The organism is Chitinophaga varians, assembly GCF_014529945.1.
Classification (GTDB): Bacteria; Bacteroidota; Bacteroidia; order Chitinophagales; family Chitinophagaceae; genus Chitinophaga; species Chitinophaga varians.
On the sequence record NZ_JACVFB010000002.1, the window covers coordinates 1,224,260 to 1,245,318 of the forward strand.

Here is a 21,059-nt window from a genome sequence, read left to right on the forward strand (position 1 = left end):
AACGAAAAACGGGATTTGAATACTCAAATCCCGTTTTTCGTTTATGGATCACTGTCATGGTTTAACAGTCCGCTTTCTGCCTGTTACGCAGCTGCCGCATCGCGAAATATACCAGCCCCGCGCCCGCCAGTCCAACGAGACCGCCTATACCAATATTGCGCGCCTGCTTTTTGCTGATGGCAGGCAACCGAAATTTTTTGGAAGGACTCGCCGGGGCAATGTCCAGCAATGGCGCCAGCGACAAACCCGTAATAATTTTGTCGGCAACCTTTTCTACATATGCCCGTTGATACTGTGGACAAAACGCAACACCGATACCTGCGTCTGTCAATAGCTGTGTATCCTGTTTGCCATCGCCTACATAAATGATATTCTGCGTATGGATATTATATTGCTCCGCTACATAAGGCAACACTGCACTTTTGTTATACGCTCCGTTTTTCTGAAAATAATCCGGCACCGTTAATTCTCCGGTAGCAACGCTGTTGACTAAATGCAGTTTATTGGCCAATACGAAGTCCATTCCCAGCTGATTTTTGATATGCCGTGCTACCATGCCAAAGCCGTCTGTAATGAGGCCACAGGCATATCCTCTTTTCTTGAGTTCCTGTATCACTTCACGGATACCTGGTACCAACGGAATAGCATCGGCCACTTCCAGTAATTCTGCAATATTGCGGCCTTCAAAAAGTGCAGCTGTTTCCTGCAGGCGGGTAAGCGGGTCTGCTTCCGTAGCCATGATCTGCTGCAGCTCTTCCTCCCGGTCAAAGGCGATAGCTGCCCATTGCAGATAGTTTTGTGTGAAAACAGCGTGGTCCAGATTAAAGATGACCATCTTCTGTAACTTGTCGATAGACTCTAGAATGGAATACTCCATCTGTTCCCTGATCAGGTTGATGTTACCCAGTGTTTCCAGGTTCTCCTGCGGAATATTTTCTGCTTTACGTAAGATAGTCCGGGATACTTCGCGCGACATTTTACTCAGCTGCTCCCATGTCTGCATCGCATTTTCCACCTTGCCGATATTGGCTTCCACAATGCGGGCACCCAACTGATGCATATCTATCAGTAAGCCGATGTCCACACCATAATCATTTTCAAACTGTACCTGCGACAGCATGGATTTGCGTCCGGCGATCATGCCACTGAGCGGCTGCTGGAAATGAGCGAGGTCAGGATACAGAATACTCAGCAGCGGCTTGGCCACTAATTGTGTGACCCTGCCTGCCTGCCTTTCAAAGTAGGATTTGACGAAGTCAGCTTCGTCGCGCTCGATAGGATCAGTTAATAAGTCTACAATGTTATCAGGATAAGTAAGAATATCTCCGTCAACATAGGCAATAATTTCGTGCTTGGCGGCCATCATACCTTCCCGCATGGAGATACCTTTCCCCCGCTGGCTGCTGGTAATTACCCGTACCTGTTCTTTCATGGCCTCTTCCACCGTATTGTCAGTGGAATTATCATCTACCACAATAATCTCAATTTTGCGGGTAGTCTTCTTTACGGTCTTTATTACCTGGCGTATGGTAGCCCCTTCGTTTAATACAGGAATTACGATAGAAATCATAGGAGTTCGCTATGTTAAAAGGTTAAAGAAAATAAACATGCTGCAAAGAGCTGGTTGGCATTATCAAAGCGGGTATAACAAAAACAGTACCAAAAGAAACGGGGAGATGCAGGCCAGATAATGATTTGGGGATTTTCGGGGTTACGATTTTTTGATTTGAAGGAGACGGAAGAATGCTTCAAATCAAAAAATCGTAGATCGGTGTTTAGTCATCTTTTTATTTAAACTCCTGCATTTCTACCAGTTTATGGTAGATGCCTTCGCGGGAGAGCAGGTCGTCGTGTGTACCACGTTCTTTTATCTCACCCTGGTCCATCACCACAATTTCATTGGCATGCTGAATGGTGCTCAGTCGGTGTGCAATGACAATAGTGGTGCGGTTTTGCATCAGTTTGTCGAGTGCGGACTGTACCAGTTTTTCTGACTCTGTATCGAGTGCAGAAGTGGCTTCATCCAAAATCAAAATAGGTGGATTCTTAAAAATTGCTCTTGCGATGGTGAGTCGCTGACGCTGGCCCCCGCTGAGTTTGAGGCCGCGGTCGCCAATTGATGTGTCGTATCCGTTTTCCAGTTGTTCAATGAACTCATGCGCATTGGCAATTTTAGCAGCACGGATAACGGCGTCACGGTCTGCTTCCGGATGACCGAAAGCAATGTTGTTGAACACGGTGTCATTAAACAATACCGCTTCCTGCGATACTACGCCAATGAGTGCACGAAGATCATTCACCCGAAGATCGCGTACATCGGTACCGTCTATACGAATAGCGCCTTCGTTGACATCATAAAAACGAGGCAGTACATCCGCCATGGTGGATTTACCGGCGCCGCTGCGACCTACCAGTGCAGTTACCTGCCCTTTGCGGATAGTCAGGTTGATATCTTTTAAAACATATTGCTGTTCGTATTTGAAAGAAACGTTGTTGTATTCGATCTTGTCATTGAAGGTGCTGACAGGCAGGGCATTGTTTTTCTCCTGAACAGCGATCGGTGCGTCCAGTATGCCGAAAATACGCTCGCTGGCTACTATGCCACGTTGCATGGTGGTGATGGCGGTGGAAATATTTTTTGCAGGCTGCAGGATCTGCGAATAAAAAACCAGGTAAGTCATGAAAGTGGCGCCTGTCAAAAGATCGCTGCCATGCAGTACCATTGTGCCACCATAAATCAGCAACACTACCACTACCATTACGCCCAATATTTCTGATACCGGTGAAGCCAGCTCACGCTGATTAAACATGGCTTTGCTCACCGTAATGAAACGATGATTAACGTCCCCGAATTTTTTCTGCATGAAAGTCGCCGCCGTGAATGATTGTATGATGCGGATACCACCGAGTGTTTCCTCTGTCACATTCAGGATTTTGCCCAGCAGCTCCTGGCTGAACCAGCCCTTTTGTTTCAGCTTTTTAGAGATGTAGGAAATCAGCAGGCCGGATATCGGGAAAAACACAATGGTAAAAAGCGTCAGTTTCACCGACAGGTAGAAAAGAACAGCGAAATAACCGATGATAATAAATGGATCGCGTAGCAGGATCTGAACAGAACTTATTACGGACACTTCCACTTCCTGCACGTCGTTGGTCATCACAGACAAGAGGTCGCCTTTCTGCTTTTCACTGTAATAGCCTAAAGACTGCTCAGTGAATTTTTTATACAGGTTGGTCCGTAACCGGGAAAGCATGGTCATCTTCATCCGGGTGACCACGCGGGTACTCATGTAACGGCCCATGTTAGCGATGGTAACGCAAATGCCAATCACAGCACAAACAAAGTACAGTGCGCTTTCTTTAGACCCGCTGGTGTTGATAAAATAATAAAAGTAATAGTTGAACAGGTCAATGAAATATTTGATAGTAAAGGAAAACACGGGATGGGTAACAGCCTGTGGTTCACTTGTCACCTGGTCGAAGATCACGTTCAATAGCGGAATCAGCATGGCGAAGTTGACCATGCCGAAAACGATACCTATGATAGTATAAATAACATATTCCGGAACATAATGATGCAAGGGAGTCGCATATCCCAATAATCGCTTGAAAGTCTTCATGCCTGATGCTTGCGTTTTTATTAGCATGCAAAAATAGCATAATTAAGTGACCACCTGCCTGTAAATAGGCCCAATCTTTCCCGGAATTGGTTAATTTCGCGTATAATGGGGCTGTTCGCGGTGGTCCCCTGTTGACGGCATTATATCATAAATATATTATTATTGTGCATATGTGCTGTTTTGTTAACGATTAAAATTGAATGCAATGCAGGAAACTAAAAGGCAAAAGCAAATAGGACAATTAATACAGGAGCAGCTGAGTGACGTGTTTCAGCGGATGGGGTTCAACGTAGTGGAAGGGGGCATGATTTCCATTGCTGCTGTGAAAATGACGCCTGACCTGCTGGAAGCGAAGGTATATCTGAGCATGTTCCAGATAAAATCTCCCAACGAGATGCTGGAGCGTATCAAAGACAGGATGGGAGAAATCAAAAAAGCATTGGGATTACGGGTGGGCAAGCAATTGCGTCGGATGCCGGAGTTGACTTTTTTCCTTGACGATACCCTTGACTATGTTTTCAAAATGGAAGAACTTTTCAAGAAAATCAAAGAAGACGATTCTCATATTAAAGGTGATAACCAATAATTAATTACGAATTACGAGTTACGAATTGCGAATAGTGCCCATTAGTAAGCACTGTTCTGTTATAGACTTCTTCATTCGTAATTCGTCATTTGTAATTCGTAATTCAAAAAGTATGGTTTGGCAGTTTGCTTCCCGTTACTTCAGGGCTAAAAAATCCACTAACGCCATCAACATCATTGCCTGGGTAAGTGTAGCTGCCATTGCGATCGGTACCGGAGCGCTGATCGTTATCCTGAGCGTGTTCAATGGGTTTGAAGGTCTGGTGAAGTCCCTGTATTCCTCTTTTTATCCGGCTATTAAAGTTGTGCCAGCGAGTGGTAAAACGTTGTTGCTCACCCCGGCGCAACTGCAGGCTATCGGGCATACGCCCGGTGTGGCTGCTTATTCTGAGGTAGTGGAAGAAAAAGCGGTGCTTCGCTACGGGGACGAGCCTACGATTGCCGTACTGAAGGGCGTGGACAGTAGCTACAACCGGGTAACGGACGTGAAAGGTAATATCGTCCGCGGACGTTTTGATATCGGGGATGAAACGGCTTACCGCGCCGTACTGGGGCTGGAGCTGGAAGGTGCGCTGGGCGTGGATGTAGAGCATAGTATGGTACCGGTGACAGTATACGTGCCCCGCCGGAACGTCAATGCATTTGTAACACCGGAAGACGCGCTGAACAACGGTGTGCTTTATCCTGCGGGCACCTTCGCCATTCAGCAGGAGTTCAACAGTAAATACGTCATTACTCATATCAACTTCCTGCGTGGTTTGCTGGAGCTGAAGCCTGGTGAGATGTCGGCCCTGGAAGTAGCGGCTGCGCCGGGTGTGAACCAGAATGAGCTAAAAGGCAGGCTGCAGCGCCTGTTGGGGGCATCTTACAAAGTGCAGACCCGCTACGAACAGAATCAATCGCTGTATGCCATTATGCAGACAGAAAAGTGGGCGGTGTATGTGATTCTCAGTTTCATTATGATCATCGCCGCCTTCAACATGATAGGATCGTTATATATGCTGGTGATTGAGAAAGAGAAAGATATCACGATCCTGAAAGCTATGGGAGCTCGTAAGTCGCTGATAATGAGAATATTCCTGACCGAAGGGCTGATTATTGCCGGCATTGGCACCCTGCTGGGGTTTGTACTGGGAGGTGGATTTTGTCTGATACAGCAACATTTCGGCATTATTCGGCTGGAAGGCACCTCGTTTTTGGTGGATGCCTACCCGGTAAGCATGCATCTGGCGGATTTTGGGCTGGTGCTGATCACCATCCTGGTTATTGGGCTGGCTGCCAGTTGGTATCCTGCACGCAGGGCCGCTGTGGAGGCCATCTCTCTCAAGGCTACCTAGTCAGCTAAATATTTAGATATCTTTTAATCATAAAAGGAAGGGGGACTTTGATATCAAAGTCCCCCTTCCTTTTATGATTTTTTTTAATACTTAAATAAATATCTAAATATCAAATGTGTAAATTCCAAAACAATTAATAGTCGCCCAGTGTTTCAGGTAACTGAGCCAGTGCTTTGGCCAGTTGCTCATCGCTGGGGGCGATACCATGCCATTCGTGGTGACCTTCCATAAAGTCTACACCCTGTCCCATCACGGTTTTCATGATGATGGCGATGGGTTTGCCCTGGCCGGTGAGGCTTTTAGCTTTTTCGAGTGTGGCTACGGTTTCGTCCATATCGTTGCCGTTCATATGGAGGACTGTCCATCCGAAGGTTTCGAATTTGGCGCCTACATCGCCGAGGCCTGCTACGTCATCGGTAGTGCCGTCTATCTGTTGGCCGTTGAGGTCAACGGTGATGATCAGGTTATCCACTTTGTGGTGGGGAGCAAACAGTACGGATTCCCAGATTTGTCCTTCTTCCAGTTCACCATCGCCATGGAGGCAGAAAACGATGCCTTTATCATTGTTCAGCTTTTTGCTTAAAGCTGCGCCGATGGCTACGCTCATGCCTTGACCGAGGGACCCGGAGGCCATGCGTATACCCGGAAGGTGTTCATGGGTGGTAGGATGTCCCTGCAAGCGGGAATTCAGTTTCCGGAAGGTGGCGAGCTCCTGTACGGGGAAATAACCCGAACGGGCCAACGCGCTATAGAAAACAGGGGAAATGTGTCCATTGGAGAGGAAAAACAGGTCCTGGTCACGGCCGTCCATGTCGAAAGGTTGGGGCGTGTGCTTTAAAACCTTGAAGTATAAGGCAGTAAAGAAATCTGCGCAACCTAAAGAACCACCTGGGTGGCCGCTTTGAACGCCATGTACCATTCGTACTATATCTCTTCTGATCTGGCTGGCAATATCCTGAAGCTGTGGCATGATAGTTGAGTGATTTTGTGCCGCAAAACTAATTGATTTCTTAGATTTTGTGACGTTGAATGTTTGTTTTTGCGGTCTCAAAGTATTAAAAATCCCGATTTTTTTAGTGTTTCTTTTACATATTTGATTGAAATAAATATCTTTGCAAAACTTAAGCCCCACTAATGGAGAATGTTTTAATTGCTACCGTCCTGAGTTTTGTGGTAACCTATTTTTCTATTCCGATACTTATCCGAGTAGCGGAATTAAAACACTTGTACGACGAACCAGACGAGAGAAAAACGCATAAACAACGTATACCGACGCTCGGAGGGATTGGCTTTTTCTCCGGGTTCATCATTGCTGCGACTGTATGTGTTCCTACATTACAGAATTCGCCGTTTCAGTACATGATGGCGGCCTTCTTCATTATTTTCATGGTGGGAATGAAAGATGATATCGTTGGGCTGTCTCCGTTGAAGAAGCTCATAGGCCAGCTGGTTGCTTCTTTTGCCATTATTTACCTGGGTAATCTGCAGATCACCGGTATGTATGGCTTCCTGGGAATTACTACTCTTCCTTCCAATATCAGCCTGATGCTGACATATTTCTATTTTGTTGTGGTGATCAACGCTTTCAATCTGATTGACGGGGTTGACGGTCATGCCGGCAGTATAGGTTTGTTGGTGAGTGCGGTATTAGGTGCATATTTCCTGCATGTGGGTGAAATCACTTATGCTGTGCTGGGCTTTGCGCTGGCAGGCGGGCTGGCAAGCTTCCTGATTTACAACATCTCTCCTGCCCGCATTTTTATGGGCGATACTGGTTCTCTGCTGATAGGTTTAGTGAATGCGGTATTGGTGCTTAAATTCATTGAAGTGGCAGGTAACCCGGCCAGCAAAATGCCTATTGGCGCTACTCCGGCGGTAGCTATTGCTATCCTGATCGTGCCGCTATTTGACACCTTACGGGTGTTTTCCGTACGTATGTTACAGGGCCGCTCTCCTTTTTCTGCGGACCGCAACCATATTCACCACTATTTGCTGGACCTGCGACTGGATCACAGACAAACTACCCTGGTATCTGTGAGTGTTAATGCAATCTTCATAGCAGGGGCCTATTTTCTTCAGGACCTCGGCACCACCGTGCTGTCGATCGTTGTGGTGGGAGCAGCTACTACCTTTACCGGCATGCTGTATCTGGCCCGTAAAAAGAAACTGGCTGTAAAAACAGCTGTTACCACTATTACACAGCCAGCCGCCCAGAGTGCTTCTACACCTAAAGTACTGCGGGTCACCACAGGAGGCGTATTACAGGATAAGTAGCCTGAAAAACGGCTATAACCATTCTGTGAGCCGTTCTTGTATCCGTTACTTTGACGATTAAAAGAAAACCTGTAGGTTTGCAGGCACTTAACTATTTATGTTATGCAAGATGATCTAACGCTTATCCTGGATGATGCAGGGGACTCGATGAAAAAAGCAATCGGGCACCTGGAACAGGAACTCACTAAAGTAAGGGCTGGTAAAGCCAATCCTCAGATACTGGACGGTATTACCGTGGATTACTATGGTGCTCCTACTCCGCTTAGCCAGGTAGCCAATGTCAGCATCGCTGACGCTCGTACCCTGACCATTCAGCCCTGGGAAAAAAATATGCTGCAGCCTATCGAAAGGGCCATCATTGCAGCTAACATCGGCATCAACCCTCAGAATGATGGTATCATCATCCGGCTGTTCCTGCCACCACTGACAGAGGAGAGGAGAAAAGAATTCGTGAAAAGAGTAAACTCTGAAGGAGAACAGGCGAAGGTGGCCATCCGGAACATCCGCCGTGACGCTATTGAAGGCATCAAAAAACTGCAGAAAGATGGATTGAGCGAAGATACCGCCAAAGATGCGGAAGCTGATATTCAGGTGATGACCGACAAACACATTGTGCTGATCGATAAACACTGCGAAGCAAAAGAAAAAGAAATTATGGCCATTTAATCTGGCTATTTTATCATTTGGCCATCATTTTAATGACTAAATAACCAAATGACTAAATGACTAAATGAACAGCGGAGAGACTTACACGCAGGTGTGTCTCTCCGCTGCTCTTTTTATCAGGAGGCTGTTTTAGCCCGGTTCACCAGATACACGCCCAGCAAGATGATACCCATACACAGCACCTGTATCCAGGTAACTGTTTCATGCGCCAGTATTCCCCATCCTATCGCTACTACCGGTAACGCATAAGTGACCATCGACGCAAACATGGAGCCTGCACGGCGAATCAGCAGATAAAATAATACCGCCGCCACCCCGGTGCCCATCACTCCCAGCACCAGCCCGGCAGACAGCGAACGCCAGGGCGCATGGTCTGTCGCAAACTGAGGGAAAAAATCGCTGAACCATAACACCGGAAAAGTAACCAACCCGCAGAAAAACATGGCAATAGACCCCAGCTGCAGCGAACCAAACCCTTTCAGATAATGATGCACCAGGCTGATATTGGTACCATAGCTAATAGTAGCCGCCACCACCAGCAAGCTGTAATACCAGTGGCCGTTGGTGCTGATCCCCCTGGAACTGAAAAGCAGGACAACGCCCAGCAAGCCTACACATACTCCCAGTAGCTGCGCTTTTTTAATAGGACTTTTGAAAATAATCAACCCGGTGAGTAGCGCCATCAGCGGTGTCAGGGAATTTAGAATGCCCGCCAGTGAGCTGTCTATCTCGGTTTCGGCCAGGCAGAAAAGAAAGGCCGGAAGCCCGTTGCCCAGAATGCCGGAGAGAATAATGACCGGCAGCTTGTTGACCGGCGTTTGTCGGATCGCTTTAGGCAGAAAAGGCAATAATGCCAACCCTGCCGCCACCAGGCGTAAACTGGCTACCTGCCAGGGTGTAAAAGCTTCCAGTCCGATTTTCATTAAAATGAAAGAGCTGCCCCAGGTTAGTGACAGCAACAGAAATACGCCCCAGTGGGCAAATTTATGGTTCAAGTGGCATTTTTTAAGAATACAAAATTGAGAATATAACTCTATTGCACAAAATATAAATCGTTTGCAATGCAACACTTCTTCGCTGATTTTGTTAAATTCATTGGTAAGAATGTAAATCCATGAGTAAAATCAAGTTGTCTGCCATTAGTACCACCGCTCCCAAAAAACTGGACAAAGAAAAAACCAAAGCCGCCACAAGGGAAATTTTACAGGAACTCGATGAGTTGCAAAACCTGTTGTATGCCCAGCACAAACACTGTGTTTTAATGGTCGTCCAGGGAATGGACGCCAGCGGTAAAGACGGCGTTATTAAAAATGTCACCGGCACCCTGAACCCGCAAGGCTGTACGGTACATTCGTTTAAAGCACCTACACCCGAAGAAACGGACCACGATTTCCTCTGGCGCGTCCATAAACAGGCCCCCGGAAAAGGAATGATACAGGTGTTTAACCGTTCTCATTATGAAGATATTCTCATACAACGGGTGCATAAATGGATCGACGAGAAGACTGCCCGCAAACGAATGACGGCCATCAATGATTTCGAGAAGTTGCTGACAGAACATAACAACACGCACATCCTGAAATTCTATTTGCACGTGTCGCGGGAAGCGCAACAACAGCGGCTGACTGAACGTACGGAAGACCCCCGGAAGATGTGGAAATATAACGAGAATGACCTGGAAGAAGCTAAATTGTGGGACCAGTACATGGATGCATATGAAGACGCATTTAAATATTGTAATGATATTCCCTGGATCATTGTACCAGCTGATCATAACTGGTATAAGGAATATATCATTGCACTAACGCTGAGGGATACACTGAAATCACTCCACATGAAATATCCCCGGTTGAAGAAATAATAGATTAATAATTAAGCAGTTCTGCGATTATACATTATTTTCGTCGTCATATTTTAACCAAATTAAAACCTTGCATTTATGTCATTCATCAAAGAGTTTAAGGAATTTGCCATGAAAGGCAATGTAATGGATCTGGCCGTAGGTGTGATCATTGGTGGCGCCTTCGGAAAGATCGTTACATCACTGGTTGACAACATTATTATGCCTTTAATAGGCGTAGTAACCGGTGGTGCAGATTTTACGGACAAATTTACCTACCTGGATAGCAGCAAGGGGACTAATTTTCCATCACTGGCTGCTGCAAAGGCAGCTGGGGCTAACGTATTCGCTTATGGCGCGTTTATACAAAGCGTGATCGACTTCCTGATCATTGCATTCTGTATTTTCCTGTTGGTGAAGTTTATGAACAAACTGACCAACAAACAACCCGCCGCTCCGGCAGAACCCACTGCTCAGGAAAAACTGCTCATGGAAATCCGTGATGAACTGAAAAAAAGATAAGCGCTGTTTATATTACCGTACGGTACTCAACTGTCCTCCCCTTCCGGGGAACGGTGGGTACTGTGCTTATATGTTAATCTAAAAAAGTCTAATTGATGAGAAAATTTGCTTTGTCCATGGCCTGTTGTTTACTGGGTTTTATTGCAGTACAGGCACAAAATGACTGGATAAAGAGTCAACGGGATGAAACCGCAAAAAAAATTAAGAAGGATGATAAAGACACGGCGGTTAAGATCTGGAAAAAAGGTGTTAATCTGAACGTGAACATCAACCAGGGCTCACTGAGCAACTGGGCCGCCGGTGGTGATAATTTCACGTTCTCACTGGGATCTACCGTATATGCGTATGCGTTCTACAAGAATGGCCGTCGTGCATGGGATAACGTTGCAGACCTGGCGTATGGTTTTATCAACACTACCAGTCTTGGTGCACGTAAAGCAGATGACCGTATAGACCTTACCTCCAAATACGGATATGATATCGGCAGGCATTGGTATGTAAGCATGTTGGGCAACCTCAGGACACAGTTTACCAATGGTTACCTCTACCCTGCGGACACCACCCCACAATTGTCTTCCCGGTTTTTTGCTCCGGCCTATGTGCTGTTGTCTCCGGGTTTTGATTATAAACCTGTACCGGAGTTCTCTCTCTTCCTGTCTCCAGCCACTTCCCGCTTCGTATTTGTGATGGATGATTACCTGGCAAGTCAGGCGGCATATGGCGTAGACACCGGCAGACATTTTAAGTATGAAATTGGTGCTTATTTGTCAGCCAACTACATGAAAACAATCGCTAAGAATATTACCTACAAAGGGCGGTTGGACTTGTTCTCCAATTATCTCGACAATCCGCAGAATATAGTGGTATTCTTTACCAATGCTTTGGAACTGAAGGTGAACAAATACATTGCAGCCACGCTCAATGTAGATATGATATATGATGATAAAGTAAAAGTATTTGAAAATAAACAGACTGGTGTGTTGGGCCCTCGCTTACAGGTCAAGCAGATACTCGGAATAGGGTTTGCGGCCAAGTTCTGATTAGCCGGAATTTTGTTATTTTTGATATTACGCAAAGGCGCGAAGGCGCAAGGCAACAAAAGTCTTTGCTGCTTTGCGCCTTTGTGCATAAAACATCATCAACGTGAGTGAACAGGTTTCCTATAAAATAAAACTCCCCCAGTTTGAGGGTCCTTTCGACCTCCTGTTGTTCTTTATAGAACGCGATGAGTTGGATATTTATAATATTCCGATCAATACCATCACGCAGGAATTTCTCGACTATATTCACCATATAGAGTCGCTGAACATTGAGCTGGCAAGCGAGTTCATTCTCTTTGTGTCCACACTGATGCGGATCAAGGCGAAAATGCTGTTGCCACGCAAAGAGCTGGATGAGCAGGGTAACGAAATTGACCCGCGGATGGAGCTGATAGACAAGATCCTGGAATATAAGCGATATAAGCAGGCAGCAGCGGAATTGGCCGAAATGGAGGCTGAACGGATGCTGCATATCAAGCGGGGCAATATTGCGAAGGAACTGGCCGAAATCGGCGAGGTGACCAGCGAAGGTACTGAGATTCAGACGCTTACCCTCTTTAAGCTGGCCCAGACCTTTGAAAAGGTGATGCAGCGCATGAAAGCGCGCGACCATAAGCCTCAGCACGTGGTGTACAAATATGACTACACCATGGAAGGGTCGAGAATGTACATGGAAGAGCTGGCCAGATCGGAGCGTACTTTGTCGTTTGAGAAAATATTCGATCACTGTAAAGACAGGGTGCACGCCATTTTCCTTTTCCTGAGCATGCTGGAACTGGTACAGATGAAGCACCTGGGCATTATGGTAGGAGAAGGCAGAAACAACTTTATTATTGATTACATTGATCCGGAGAACAGGGAGGAAGAACCTGCCGGAACACTTATAGACGGTTAACAGATGGGTGAGAAACGTGACAATATCGGTATCATTTCTTTGCCGGCCTATGCGCAGGCAGATCCAAGCTTTGTAGTGTCCAGTATTTGCGAGCTGGGCGAGAACTTTTTTGATCAGGCCGGCGTTCCGCACCGGCATGACTTCTACACTGTCTACTGGATTAAAAGAGGTTCTTTACTACATACTATTGATACTGTTACGCACGAAGTAAAAAAGAACACCCTCTTTTTCCTGGCGCCCGGCCAGGTCCATAAGCTTCAGATGAGCGAGAGAATTGATGGCTATATGATTGCCTTTCAGGAGGCTTTTATGTGTCTGAAAGACCAGTCCCAGGTGTCTGGTATCAATTCCGGCCTCTTCTTCAATGATCAGTTCAGCAGCGTTGTAACGCTGGACCCGGAGCAATCCGCTGATATTGAGTCTATTGTTCGCCTGATGCTGAAAGAGCTCAATACCCGTGAACCCGAGTATGAAACAGCCCTGCATGGCCTGCTGCGCTATTTTCTCGTGCTGGTGTCCCGTATTAAAGGCCAAAGTGTGGCCATCCCGGCAGAGCAGCATGCGGTACATAACAGCTCTATCTTCCTGAAATTCAAAAACCTGATCGAAGAAAAATACCGGGAACTGAAAACAGTCTCCGATTATGCCGGTCTGCTTCATATAAAACCCGTACTGCTCAATGAAATCAGCAAGCAATTGTCCGGTATTACAGCAGGAGAGCATATCCGTAACAGAGTCATCCTTGAAGCCCAGCGCTATCTCTATAATACAGATCTGACGGCTAAAGAAATTGCCTATAAATTAGGATTTGACGATCCCCACTATTTCAGCCGCTTTTTTAAGAAATACACCTCCCAGAGCCCTTCCGAGTTTAAGGAAGCCTCCCGCTCCGTGAGCCACCAGCCTTAATTTTACCGGACCAGGTAAAAAAGTCCATCAAGGAAGACGTTTTATCCATTCCGCATAGGTGTTGTAACATGTATTTTTGTGTTGTCTTTTAAAGGAGGCAATTATGAAAAATGCAAAACATGTAAAACAGATTTTAATAGCACCTGCTCCCCACATGGTGGGCGACGGATTCAGGGTCCATAGTGTACTGCCCGGTGGCACCCGTTCTCAGAACAACCCGGTAAGCCCGTTTATCCTGATGGACTATGGTGCACCCAGTTACTTCCCACCCACCAACAGACCGCGTGGCGTGGACCAGCACCCGCACAAAGGGTTTGAAACCGTAACGGTGGTATATCAGGGCGAACTGGAACACCGCGACTCTACAGGCAGCCATGGTAAACTGGCTCCCGGCGACGTACAGTGGATGACTGCAGCAGCCGGTATCGTGCACGAAGAGAAGCATGAAACTGAATTCAGCAAAAGAGGTGGTAAAGTGGAGATGGCCCAGCTCTGGGTAAATCTTCCCAAAGCATATAAAAACAGTAAGCCTGGTTATCAAAACCTCACCAAAGCTGAAATACCAGTGGTGAAAGTAAGTGAAGAAGGATATGTAAGAGTGATTGCAGGAGAATATAATGACGTTAAAGGCGCGGCCAAAACCTTCTCACCCGTAAACGTACTGGATGTACAGCTTAAAAAAGGTGATACCATAGAAGCGGCCTTCCCGGCGCACTTCAATACGATAGCGATCGTGATGCAGGGAGAAGCAGACATCAACGGCAGCACCGCCAAAGGCGTGGAAACCGTGCTCTTTGAGCATGATGGCACCGATATCACCATTACTGCGCTTGCAGACACCAGCATGTTATTGTTGAGCGGTGAACCTATCAATGAACCGATTGTGGCTTATGGTCCTTTTGTGATGAATACACCGGAGGAAATCAATGAAGCCATCAACGATTACAACGCCGGTAAAATGGGTTTTCTGAATTAACACAACACAATAAACACATCTATTTATAAAAACTAAAACAAAAACATATTTGTATGACTACCTGGAAAATTGATCCCACTCATAGTGATGTACAGTTTAAAGTAAAACACCTGATGATCACTACTGTTACCGGCCAGTTTGGTACATTCGATGCTACCATGCAAACAAACGGTAACGATTTCAGCACTGCCAATATTTCTTTCAGCGCAGATATCAACAGCGTTACCACACAGAACGCGCAACGTGACCAGCACCTGCTGGCAGGCGATTTCTTTGATGCAGCGCAGTATCCTAAACTGCAGTTCGTTTCTAAAGAAGTGAAAAAGATCGATGATGAAACCTATAAACTGATCGGTGATCTGACCATCCGTGATAACACCCGTCCGGTAGAGCTGAACGTAGAATTTGGCGGTGAGGTAGTGGACCCCTGGGGACAAACAAAAGCCGGTTTTGAGCTGAGCGGTAAAATCAACCGTAAGGATTTTGGTCTTACTTTCCACGCTACTACAGAAACAGGCGGTGTGTTGCTGAGTGATGAAGTGAAACTGCTGGCCAGCGTACAAATGATCAAACAAGCATAAAAGGAACAACGATGGATATTATACAGAAACTGGAATGGCGTTATGCCGTGAAGAAATTTGATCCGGTGAAGAAGCTGACTGCCGCCCAGTTGGACAGGATTACAACAGCTACCCGGTTATCAGCCTCCTCTTATGGTCTCCAGCCTTATAAAATGCTGGTGGTAGAAAATCCCGCCATCAGGGAAAGGCTGAAAACGGCCTCGTGGAACCAGTCGCAGATCACGGATGCATCGCATCTGGTAGTGTTTGCCCGGGTACGCGACCTGAATGAATCCCACGTAGACGATTATACGAATAATATAGCCGCTACGCGTAATATCAATCCGGAAGATCTTGCCGGCTTTGCCGGGGTCATGAAAAATACCGTGAACCATCTGGATGCAGCAGGAGCTGCGGTGTGGACCTCCAAGCAGGCTTACCTGGCACTGGGTACATTACTGACAGCCGCAGCGGCCGAAGGTATCGATGCCTGTCCGATGGAAGGCTTTGACGCAGCGCAATACGACGAAATTTTAGGTTTAAAGGATAAAGGACTGGCTACTGTAGTGATTGCAGCTATTGGTTTCAGAGCAGAAGATGATGCTATGCAGTACGCAAAGAAAGTGAGAAAACCGATTGCTGAATTAGTGGAGGTTATTTAATAGTGCCGGAAAGGATACAACAGATTCAACAGAAGCGTAAAGACTAACAGGAAGAATTAAAAGATGATTGTGATAACCTGGCAGGGAAACCCGCCAGGTTATCTTTTTTAGATCATGATAATCCTGTTTATTTTTGTAATTTGAGGCCTCTACGCAGATTAATCACCTCAAATTATTTAAAGCACAATAACATGAAAAGATTTGCAACTGCCAATTGGCAAGGCACAGGTAAAGAAGGTAAAGGTACCGTTAGTTCCCAGTCAACCGTGTTGAACAACACCCAATACTCCTACAGCAGCCGCTTTGAAGAAGGTGTGGGCACCAATCCGGAAGAACTGATCGCAGCAGCGCATGCTGGTTGTTTCACAATGAAACTGAGCTTCGTGATCTCCGGCGCTGGTTTAACGCCTGGTAACATCGATACCAAATGCACCATCACCCTGGAAAATGGCGCTATTACCTCCAGCCACCTGGAAGTGAAAGCCAGCGTTCCCGGCCTGGATGCCGCCAAGTTTGCTGAAATGGCCGCGGATGCAAAAGCAAACTGCCCTATCAGCAAACTGCTGAACACCAATATTACCATGGATGCCGTACTGGTATAACCATCGTTCAATAAATTTTATGGGAAAATGCAGCGGGATGTCCGCTGCATTTTTTTTGTCCACGTTTTTCAACAGATCATCCATTTCATTCCCCTTCCTTTATACCGACCTTTGTAGTGTAAAAAATAAGGAGAACAATAGCTATGAAAAAGATTATACAACGTGCAGATGACAGAGGTTATGCCAATCATGGCTGGTTGAAAAGCCATCATTCTTTCAGCTTTGCCAATTATTATAATCCTGATAAGATCCACTTCGGCGCCTTGCGTGTGTTGAACGATGATCAGGTAAAAGGCGGTATGGGCTTCGGCGCGCACCCGCACGATAATATGGAGATCGTTTCCATTGTGCTGGATGGTAGCCTGGAACACCGCGATAATACAGGTACAAGAGGCGTGATCCGGAAAAACGATGTACAGGTGATGAGCGCCGGTAGCGGTATCGTACACTCGGAGTTTAATGCATCTAAAACAGACGACGTGAGTTTCCTGCAGATATGGGTATTCCCCAAAGAAAGGAATATCACGCCGCGTTATGACCAACGTGCTTTTGATCCTGCTGCACGCCACAATGCTCTGCAGCTGGTGGTTGCCCCGGATGGCGCGCAAAATGCGCTGAGCCTTCATCAGGATGCCTGGTTTTCACTGGGTGAATTTGAAGCGGGACAAAAGGTGGACCTGACACCGAAGCAGCCGGGTATCGGTAGTTACCTGTTCCTCCTCAGTGGAGAAGTGAAAGTGGCCGATGAAGTGTTGCAGACACGTGACGCGATCGGTTTATCTGATTACGAAAAGGTAACAGTGGAAGTTGTGAAGCCGGCAACGTTTTTGCTGATAGATGTACCCATGCTGAATTGATCTTTCGCTTCTTTATATATTGACTTATTATATACACAAGAGACCGCCGAAAGGCTGGTCTCTTGTTATTTATTTTTGTTAAACATGCGATCGGGGTTGTATTCCCGGTACAAAGCCTTTATATTACCGATCAACAGACGACTATCAAATGTTATTAGCAACAGATTTAGACGGAACATTTCTGGCCGGCTCCGCGGCAGACAAAGCGCAGTTATACGAGCTGGTCCGCAGCAGAAGTGATATTCAATTGGTGTTTGTAACGGGAAGGGGTATACGTAGCGTGCTTACCCTGCTGGAAGATACCAGTCTTCCCCGGCCGGAGTATATTATTTGTGATGTAGGTGCTACCGTTACGCATCTGGCTTCGCTAGTATCGGTAGAGCCGGTGCAGTCGGACATTGCCCGGTTGTGGCCCGGTGATCAGGTGCGTGAGCAACTGAAAGCGGTGAAGGGGTTATTGCATCAGGAGGCACAGCAGCAGTACCGTTGTTCCTACTACTATGATGATGCCACAGATATCGACACCGCAAGGGAGATAGCCGAATCGTTACATTGTGATCTTGTGTTGTCTGCCGGAAAATATCTTGATATTTTACCTCGCGGTGTGAATAAGGGAAATACCCTGCAACAATTGTTAGGAGTGCTGGCATTGCCGCATCATGAGGTGTTGGTGGCCGGCGATTCCATGAATGATTTTTCCATGTATGAAATGGGATTTAAAGGTGTGGTAGTGGGTGATGCTGAGCCGGAATTGCTGACCCGTACAGTGGGTATGCACAATGTGCTGCAAGCGAGCCGCAGCGGTACAGGTGGCATTCTGGAGGCGATGGCATGGTTTCCGGAGTTCGGCAGATTTTTATAAACAATACCGGAAAGAAGGTCAAAAGTTGTGAGGGCCGCATTGAAAAAGGTCGTACCTTAGAAGTGGATCTTTGTCAATAGTAGTGGGATGTAAACAGTTAAAGTGGATATTGAAAAACTTGCTTGGGTAATGATGAATCATTATTGTTAATGGCTAAATCAATACACCATGGAAATTACAACACAGCCAACTGATCTGACTGAGCAGATCAATTCCTGGAAGGAAGAAGTAAATGAAGTAAGAGAAGATGCAAAGATGATGCGGGAGCGTTTGGAACAAATAGCCCTCAGTTCCGCGCCCCGGGAAGTAATGTCAAGGGTAGAACATTTTGAGAACCGTTTGTTAAGGCAGCGCGAAGTTGCCGATGAAATGTTCCACGATCTGAAACAATGTGCCAAAAAACTCTCGGCCGAGCAGCCACCAACGGTTATCCACGACGACCGACCCATATGCGACTATGATACCATGTCCAACCGTATGGAGATTTTTCAGAAATTATTTATTGAGCTGAAAGAAGATTTCAACCAATTTATGGACAGTGAACTGTAGCCGGCATTATTCGATGCTTTTCACCTTGTGTTCTATTTTGTGAATGATTTCATCCAACTGCCGGGTGGATTGGTGCAGCCATTCCATCAGCCTGGAATTGAGATGCACGTCCTGATTGCTTTTGTCAAACAGGTTGGTGATGCTAAGGATAGACACCACTGGCCTGCGTATTTCATGTGAATTGATCCAGGCTATTTCCCGCAGGGTTTTATTTTGTTTTTCGAGGCGTACCGCCTGTTTTACGTATTGGTCGATGTCCTGTACGATGCCTATCATGCGGGTGGGCCGGTCGTTTTCATAGATGATGAACGCCCGGTCCACCACGTATTTGAACGTGCCATCGGAACAGCGGAAGCGGTATTGCTGTGACCAGGAGCTGCTCCTGTTTTGCAGGCAGGTATCCAGCGATGCCATGACTGCGGGGCCGTCGGCCGGATGGATATTGGATTTCCACCAGATAAACAGATCGGTGTCCGGCTGGGTAGGATGTTGGAACATGCTTTCAAGCCCGTGTTTCCACAGCACTTCATTGGTGATGAGGTTGCGGTCATAGAGGGCATCATTGGTAGCCTGTGCCAGCAGTTCATACCGGATGCCCAGCTGATGGGCTTCCTTGGCCGCGCGTACCTGTTCATCCACGTCCTTGGCCATGATAAAGCGGGCTTCCCTGCCCTGGTAGAAAGCAGAATGCGCGTAGATTTCTACAAAGAAGTTCTGGCCATCTTTACGACGATGTTTCCAAATGCCGCGGTATTCTGCTCCATTGCAGCGGTCGCGGACATTTTCCATCAACGCATCAAGTTCTTCATTTTCCCGTATATCCTTGATCGTGAGTGCCAGGAATTCCTGACGCGTATAGCCATATTTTTTACAAGCGGCTTCATTGACGAACAGGAAGCGGAGCGAGTCCTTTTCGTAGATCCACATAGGGATAGGATGATTGATGTACAGATTTTCAAACTGGGAAACCGGTTGTTTACGTATAAGCGTGGCGGTTAACAGCAGAAAGGCGCTGCAGAGTACAGTTTCATTGAGTATAAGCCAGGTTTTTTGAGTAGATGATTCGCTTCCGGTGAGGAGATAAGCATTGATAACAATGATTACAAAAAGCAAACACAAACCTGCCGTCTTAATTGGGGAGCGTTGCATTTCTCGAATTTGCTAAAAATTAACGAAAATCTTCGCATGTAAAAAATAATAATCAGAGTAATATGATTAATAAAACTATTTACATTTTGAATATTTATAATTCGATTTCAATTTGCTCACTGGCGGGATAACCCACACAGGTAAGGATAAGTCCCTCCGCCAGTTCTTTGTCGGTGAGTACTTCATTGACAGACATCCAGACTTTCCCCCGGGTACATTGGGCGGTACACGAGCCGCATACACCACCTTTACAGCTGTAAGGGAGCGGAACATCATGCTCCAGCGCATAGCTGAGGATGGTTTGATTGGCAGGGACAGACAATGTATAGGTTTCGTTGCGCAGCAGTATGTTGACCTCGCGAGGCGTGTCATCAGTGGGCAGCGAAGTATGCGCCAGTTTGGCTTCTGTGGTAATGACGAAGTTCTCTTTATGCAGCTGTGCTTCCCGGAAGCCCATAAAATGCAGGGTCAGCATGATCATGCGCATATATTCCGGAGGGCCGCAGAGGAAGAATTGTGCGGCATCCTTATGATACAGCAGGTGTTCGTTGACCAGTAGTTCCAGCAGTATGTTATTGAGCCTGCGGTAAGCATGATGGCTTTCGGGATCATTGCTGAAGAGGAAAAGGATCTTAAGCTGCGGATGTTGTTGTTCGAGGGCTTGCAGCTGTTTATAGAAGATGGTCCTTTCCGGGGTGCTGTTGCTGTAGATGAAGGTGATTTTAGAGGCCGGTTCATCCCTGAGCATTTGTTTGAGCAGGGAGAACACGGGGGTAATGCCGCTGCCGGCGGCTAAGAGAAAAATATCGCGTTCTTCGGAAGAAGGCTCAAAGGTGAACCTGCCGGAAGGCTCGAGGGCCGTCAGGACGTCGCCGATTTTCCACGTCCGCAGCAGATAGCGGGATATCTCGCCGTTTTCTTTTTCACGGACCGTGACAGCCATTACCGGGTCTATTCCGGGTGTAGAGCTAAGGGAATAAGAGCGGCGATGTTCTTTATGATTGAGTTGAATGACAAACGTGAGAAATTGTCCAGCCTGATATACCACAGGTTCCGGTGACGTGTTTTCGAGATAGTAGGTCTTGGTACCGGGTGTTTCGTTTTTGATGTCAACAATCCTTAGTTGCAAATACATCTGGCAAAATTACGAATTA

22 protein-coding genes are annotated in these 21,059 nt (G+C 46.6%); 16 read left to right on the forward strand and 6 right to left on the reverse strand.

Annotation, left to right across the window (positions count from 1 at the left end; translation table 11 throughout):
- Window positions 1-61 precede the first annotated feature (61 nt).
- Window positions 62-1,570 (reverse strand): HAD-IB family phosphatase, encoded by a 1,509-nt coding sequence (locus ICL55_RS12870; RefSeq protein WP_188097657.1) that lies wholly within the window; start codon window positions 1,568-1,570, stop codon window positions 62-64.
- 217 nt (window positions 1,571-1,787) lie between these two features.
- Entirely contained in the window at window positions 1,788-3,620 is a 1,833-nt protein-coding gene (locus ICL55_RS12875) for an ABC transporter ATP-binding protein (protein ID WP_188097659.1), read from the reverse strand.
- A gap of 205 nt (window positions 3,621-3,825) precedes the next feature.
- Here ICL55_RS12875 and rbfA point away from each other — a divergent pair, with 205 nt between their 5' ends.
- Together rbfA and ICL55_RS12885 are read left to right on the forward strand one after the other, a co-directional pair.
- Window positions 3,826-4,206, forward strand: a complete 381-nt coding sequence (gene rbfA, locus ICL55_RS12880) for a 30S ribosome-binding factor RbfA (RefSeq protein ID WP_169223663.1) — start codon at window positions 3,826-3,828, stop codon at window positions 4,204-4,206.
- A gap of 112 nt (window positions 4,207-4,318) precedes the next feature.
- Window positions 4,319-5,542 carry an FtsX-like permease family protein gene (locus ICL55_RS12885; protein WP_188097661.1) on the forward strand — a complete coding sequence of 408 codons (1,224 nt, stop codon included), beginning with the start codon at window positions 4,319-4,321 and terminating at the stop codon, window positions 5,540-5,542.
- Between the two features lie 133 nt (window positions 5,543-5,675).
- On the opposite strand, the gene ICL55_RS12890 is transcribed toward ICL55_RS12885, so the two are convergent.
- The gene (locus ICL55_RS12890; protein WP_188088316.1) at window positions 5,676-6,512 is read right to left on the reverse strand and encodes a transketolase; all 837 of its coding nucleotides are present in this window, start codon (window positions 6,510-6,512) and stop codon (window positions 5,676-5,678) included.
- 164 nt (window positions 6,513-6,676) lie between these two features.
- On the opposite strand from ICL55_RS12890, the gene ICL55_RS12895 reads away from it, so the two are divergent.
- Together ICL55_RS12895 and frr are read left to right on the forward strand one after the other, a co-directional pair.
- Entirely contained in the window at window positions 6,677-7,816 is a 1,140-nt protein-coding gene (locus ICL55_RS12895) for a glycosyltransferase family 4 protein (RefSeq protein ID WP_188097663.1), read from the forward strand.
- A gap of 102 nt (window positions 7,817-7,918) precedes the next feature.
- Complete coding sequence (gene frr, locus ICL55_RS12900; protein ID WP_188097665.1) at window positions 7,919-8,482, forward strand: ribosome recycling factor; 564 nt, start codon at window positions 7,919-7,921, stop codon at window positions 8,480-8,482.
- A 116-nt stretch (window positions 8,483-8,598) separates the two neighbouring features.
- Here the strand turns inward: frr and ICL55_RS12905 are convergent, their stop codons facing one another.
- Window positions 8,599-9,477: a DMT family transporter gene (locus ICL55_RS12905; protein WP_188097667.1), complete on the reverse strand. Its 879-nt coding sequence runs from the start codon at window positions 9,475-9,477 to the stop codon at window positions 8,599-8,601.
- A 119-nt stretch (window positions 9,478-9,596) separates the two neighbouring features.
- Between ICL55_RS12905 and ICL55_RS12910 the strand changes: the two genes are divergently transcribed.
- From ICL55_RS12910 to ICL55_RS12965, 12 genes are all read left to right on the forward strand, one after another.
- A complete protein-coding gene (locus tag ICL55_RS12910) occupies window positions 9,597-10,343 on the forward strand; it encodes a PPK2 family polyphosphate kinase (RefSeq protein ID WP_188097669.1) in 747 nt (248 codons plus the stop codon).
- 78 nt (window positions 10,344-10,421) lie between these two features.
- A complete protein-coding gene (mscL, locus tag ICL55_RS12915) occupies window positions 10,422-10,844 on the forward strand; it encodes a large conductance mechanosensitive channel protein MscL (RefSeq protein ID WP_188097671.1) in 423 nt (140 codons plus the stop codon).
- Between the two features lie 95 nt (window positions 10,845-10,939).
- Window positions 10,940-11,884 carry a DUF3078 domain-containing protein gene (locus ICL55_RS12920; RefSeq protein WP_188097673.1) on the forward strand — a complete coding sequence of 315 codons (945 nt, stop codon included), beginning with the start codon at window positions 10,940-10,942 and terminating at the stop codon, window positions 11,882-11,884.
- A gap of 103 nt (window positions 11,885-11,987) precedes the next feature.
- A complete protein-coding gene (locus ICL55_RS12925) occupies window positions 11,988-12,779 on the forward strand; it encodes a segregation and condensation protein A (RefSeq protein ID WP_169223672.1) in 792 nt (263 codons plus the stop codon).
- A 3-nt stretch (window positions 12,780-12,782) separates the two neighbouring features.
- Window positions 12,783-13,688 carry a helix-turn-helix domain-containing protein gene (locus ICL55_RS12930; RefSeq protein WP_188097674.1) on the forward strand — a complete coding sequence of 302 codons (906 nt, stop codon included), beginning with the start codon at window positions 12,783-12,785 and terminating at the stop codon, window positions 13,686-13,688.
- Window positions 13,689-13,791: 103 nt separating this feature from the next.
- Entirely contained in the window at window positions 13,792-14,664 is an 873-nt protein-coding gene (locus ICL55_RS12935; protein WP_188097676.1) for a pirin family protein, read from the forward strand.
- A 53-nt stretch (window positions 14,665-14,717) separates the two neighbouring features.
- Window positions 14,718-15,245, forward strand: a complete 528-nt coding sequence (locus ICL55_RS12940) for a YceI family protein (protein ID WP_188097678.1) — start codon at window positions 14,718-14,720, stop codon at window positions 15,243-15,245.
- An 11-nt stretch (window positions 15,246-15,256) separates the two neighbouring features.
- Window positions 15,257-15,886 (forward strand): NAD(P)H-dependent oxidoreductase, encoded by a 630-nt coding sequence (locus tag ICL55_RS12945; RefSeq protein ID WP_188097681.1) that lies wholly within the window; start codon window positions 15,257-15,259, stop codon window positions 15,884-15,886.
- A gap of 191 nt (window positions 15,887-16,077) precedes the next feature.
- Window positions 16,078-16,488, forward strand: a complete 411-nt coding sequence (locus ICL55_RS12950) for an OsmC family protein (protein WP_168870494.1) — start codon at window positions 16,078-16,080, stop codon at window positions 16,486-16,488.
- 143 nt (window positions 16,489-16,631) lie between these two features.
- Window positions 16,632-17,345 carry a pirin family protein gene (locus ICL55_RS12955; RefSeq protein WP_188097683.1) on the forward strand — a complete coding sequence of 238 codons (714 nt, stop codon included), beginning with the start codon at window positions 16,632-16,634 and terminating at the stop codon, window positions 17,343-17,345.
- Between the two features lie 148 nt (window positions 17,346-17,493).
- Entirely contained in the window at window positions 17,494-18,207 is a 714-nt protein-coding gene (locus ICL55_RS12960; RefSeq protein ID WP_188097684.1) for an HAD-IIB family hydrolase, read from the forward strand.
- A 168-nt stretch (window positions 18,208-18,375) separates the two neighbouring features.
- Complete coding sequence (locus ICL55_RS12965; RefSeq protein WP_188097687.1) at window positions 18,376-18,756, forward strand: hypothetical protein; 381 nt, start codon at window positions 18,376-18,378, stop codon at window positions 18,754-18,756.
- 6 nt (window positions 18,757-18,762) lie between these two features.
- Here ICL55_RS12965 and ICL55_RS12970 read toward each other — a convergent pair whose 3' ends face one another.
- Both ICL55_RS12970 and ICL55_RS12975 read right to left on the reverse strand, forming a co-directional pair.
- Window positions 18,763-19,905 (reverse strand): PAS domain-containing protein, encoded by a 1,143-nt coding sequence (locus ICL55_RS12970; protein ID WP_188097689.1) that lies wholly within the window; start codon window positions 19,903-19,905, stop codon window positions 18,763-18,765.
- Between the two features lie 94 nt (window positions 19,906-19,999).
- Complete coding sequence (locus ICL55_RS12975; protein ID WP_188097692.1) at window positions 20,000-21,040, reverse strand: ferredoxin--NADP reductase; 1,041 nt, start codon at window positions 21,038-21,040, stop codon at window positions 20,000-20,002.
- Window positions 21,041-21,059 lie beyond the last annotated feature (19 nt).

What these genes read in the sequence shown, in the direction of transcription:
- ICL55_RS12870 (WP_188097657.1), bottom strand. Translation starts at nt 1,570, where the DNA reads ATGATTTCTATCGTAATTCCTGTATTAAACGAAGGGGCTACCATACGC.
- ICL55_RS12875 (WP_188097659.1), bottom strand. Translation starts at nt 3,620, where the DNA reads ATGAAGACTTTCAAGCGATTATTGGGATATGCGACTCCCTTGCATCAT.
- rbfA (WP_169223663.1), top strand. Translation starts at nt 3,826, where the DNA reads ATGCAGGAAACTAAAAGGCAAAAGCAAATAGGACAATTAATACAGGAG.
- ICL55_RS12885 (WP_188097661.1), top strand. Translation starts at nt 4,319, where the DNA reads ATGGTTTGGCAGTTTGCTTCCCGTTACTTCAGGGCTAAAAAATCCACT.
- ICL55_RS12890 (WP_188088316.1), bottom strand. Translation starts at nt 6,512, where the DNA reads ATGCCACAGCTTCAGGATATTGCCAGCCAGATCAGAAGAGATATAGTA.
- ICL55_RS12895 (WP_188097663.1), top strand. Translation starts at nt 6,677, where the DNA reads ATGGAGAATGTTTTAATTGCTACCGTCCTGAGTTTTGTGGTAACCTAT.
- frr (WP_188097665.1), top strand. Translation starts at nt 7,919, where the DNA reads ATGCAAGATGATCTAACGCTTATCCTGGATGATGCAGGGGACTCGATG.
- ICL55_RS12910 (WP_188097669.1), top strand. Translation starts at nt 9,597, where the DNA reads ATGAGTAAAATCAAGTTGTCTGCCATTAGTACCACCGCTCCCAAAAAA.
- mscL (WP_188097671.1), top strand. Translation starts at nt 10,422, where the DNA reads ATGTCATTCATCAAAGAGTTTAAGGAATTTGCCATGAAAGGCAATGTA.
- ICL55_RS12920 (WP_188097673.1), top strand. Translation starts at nt 10,940, where the DNA reads ATGAGAAAATTTGCTTTGTCCATGGCCTGTTGTTTACTGGGTTTTATT.
- ICL55_RS12930 (WP_188097674.1), top strand. Translation starts at nt 12,783, where the DNA reads ATGGGTGAGAAACGTGACAATATCGGTATCATTTCTTTGCCGGCCTAT.
- ICL55_RS12935 (WP_188097676.1), top strand. Translation starts at nt 13,792, where the DNA reads ATGAAAAATGCAAAACATGTAAAACAGATTTTAATAGCACCTGCTCCC.
- ICL55_RS12940 (WP_188097678.1), top strand. Translation starts at nt 14,718, where the DNA reads ATGACTACCTGGAAAATTGATCCCACTCATAGTGATGTACAGTTTAAA.
- ICL55_RS12945 (WP_188097681.1), top strand. Translation starts at nt 15,257, where the DNA reads ATGGATATTATACAGAAACTGGAATGGCGTTATGCCGTGAAGAAATTT.
- ICL55_RS12950 (WP_168870494.1), top strand. Translation starts at nt 16,078, where the DNA reads ATGAAAAGATTTGCAACTGCCAATTGGCAAGGCACAGGTAAAGAAGGT.
- ICL55_RS12955 (WP_188097683.1), top strand. Translation starts at nt 16,632, where the DNA reads ATGAAAAAGATTATACAACGTGCAGATGACAGAGGTTATGCCAATCAT.
- ICL55_RS12960 (WP_188097684.1), top strand. Translation starts at nt 17,494, where the DNA reads ATGTTATTAGCAACAGATTTAGACGGAACATTTCTGGCCGGCTCCGCG.
- ICL55_RS12965 (WP_188097687.1), top strand. Translation starts at nt 18,376, where the DNA reads ATGGAAATTACAACACAGCCAACTGATCTGACTGAGCAGATCAATTCC.
- ICL55_RS12970 (WP_188097689.1), bottom strand. Translation starts at nt 19,905, where the DNA reads ATGCAACGCTCCCCAATTAAGACGGCAGGTTTGTGTTTGCTTTTTGTA.
- ICL55_RS12975 (WP_188097692.1), bottom strand. Translation starts at nt 21,040, where the DNA reads ATGTATTTGCAACTAAGGATTGTTGACATCAAAAACGAAACACCCGGT.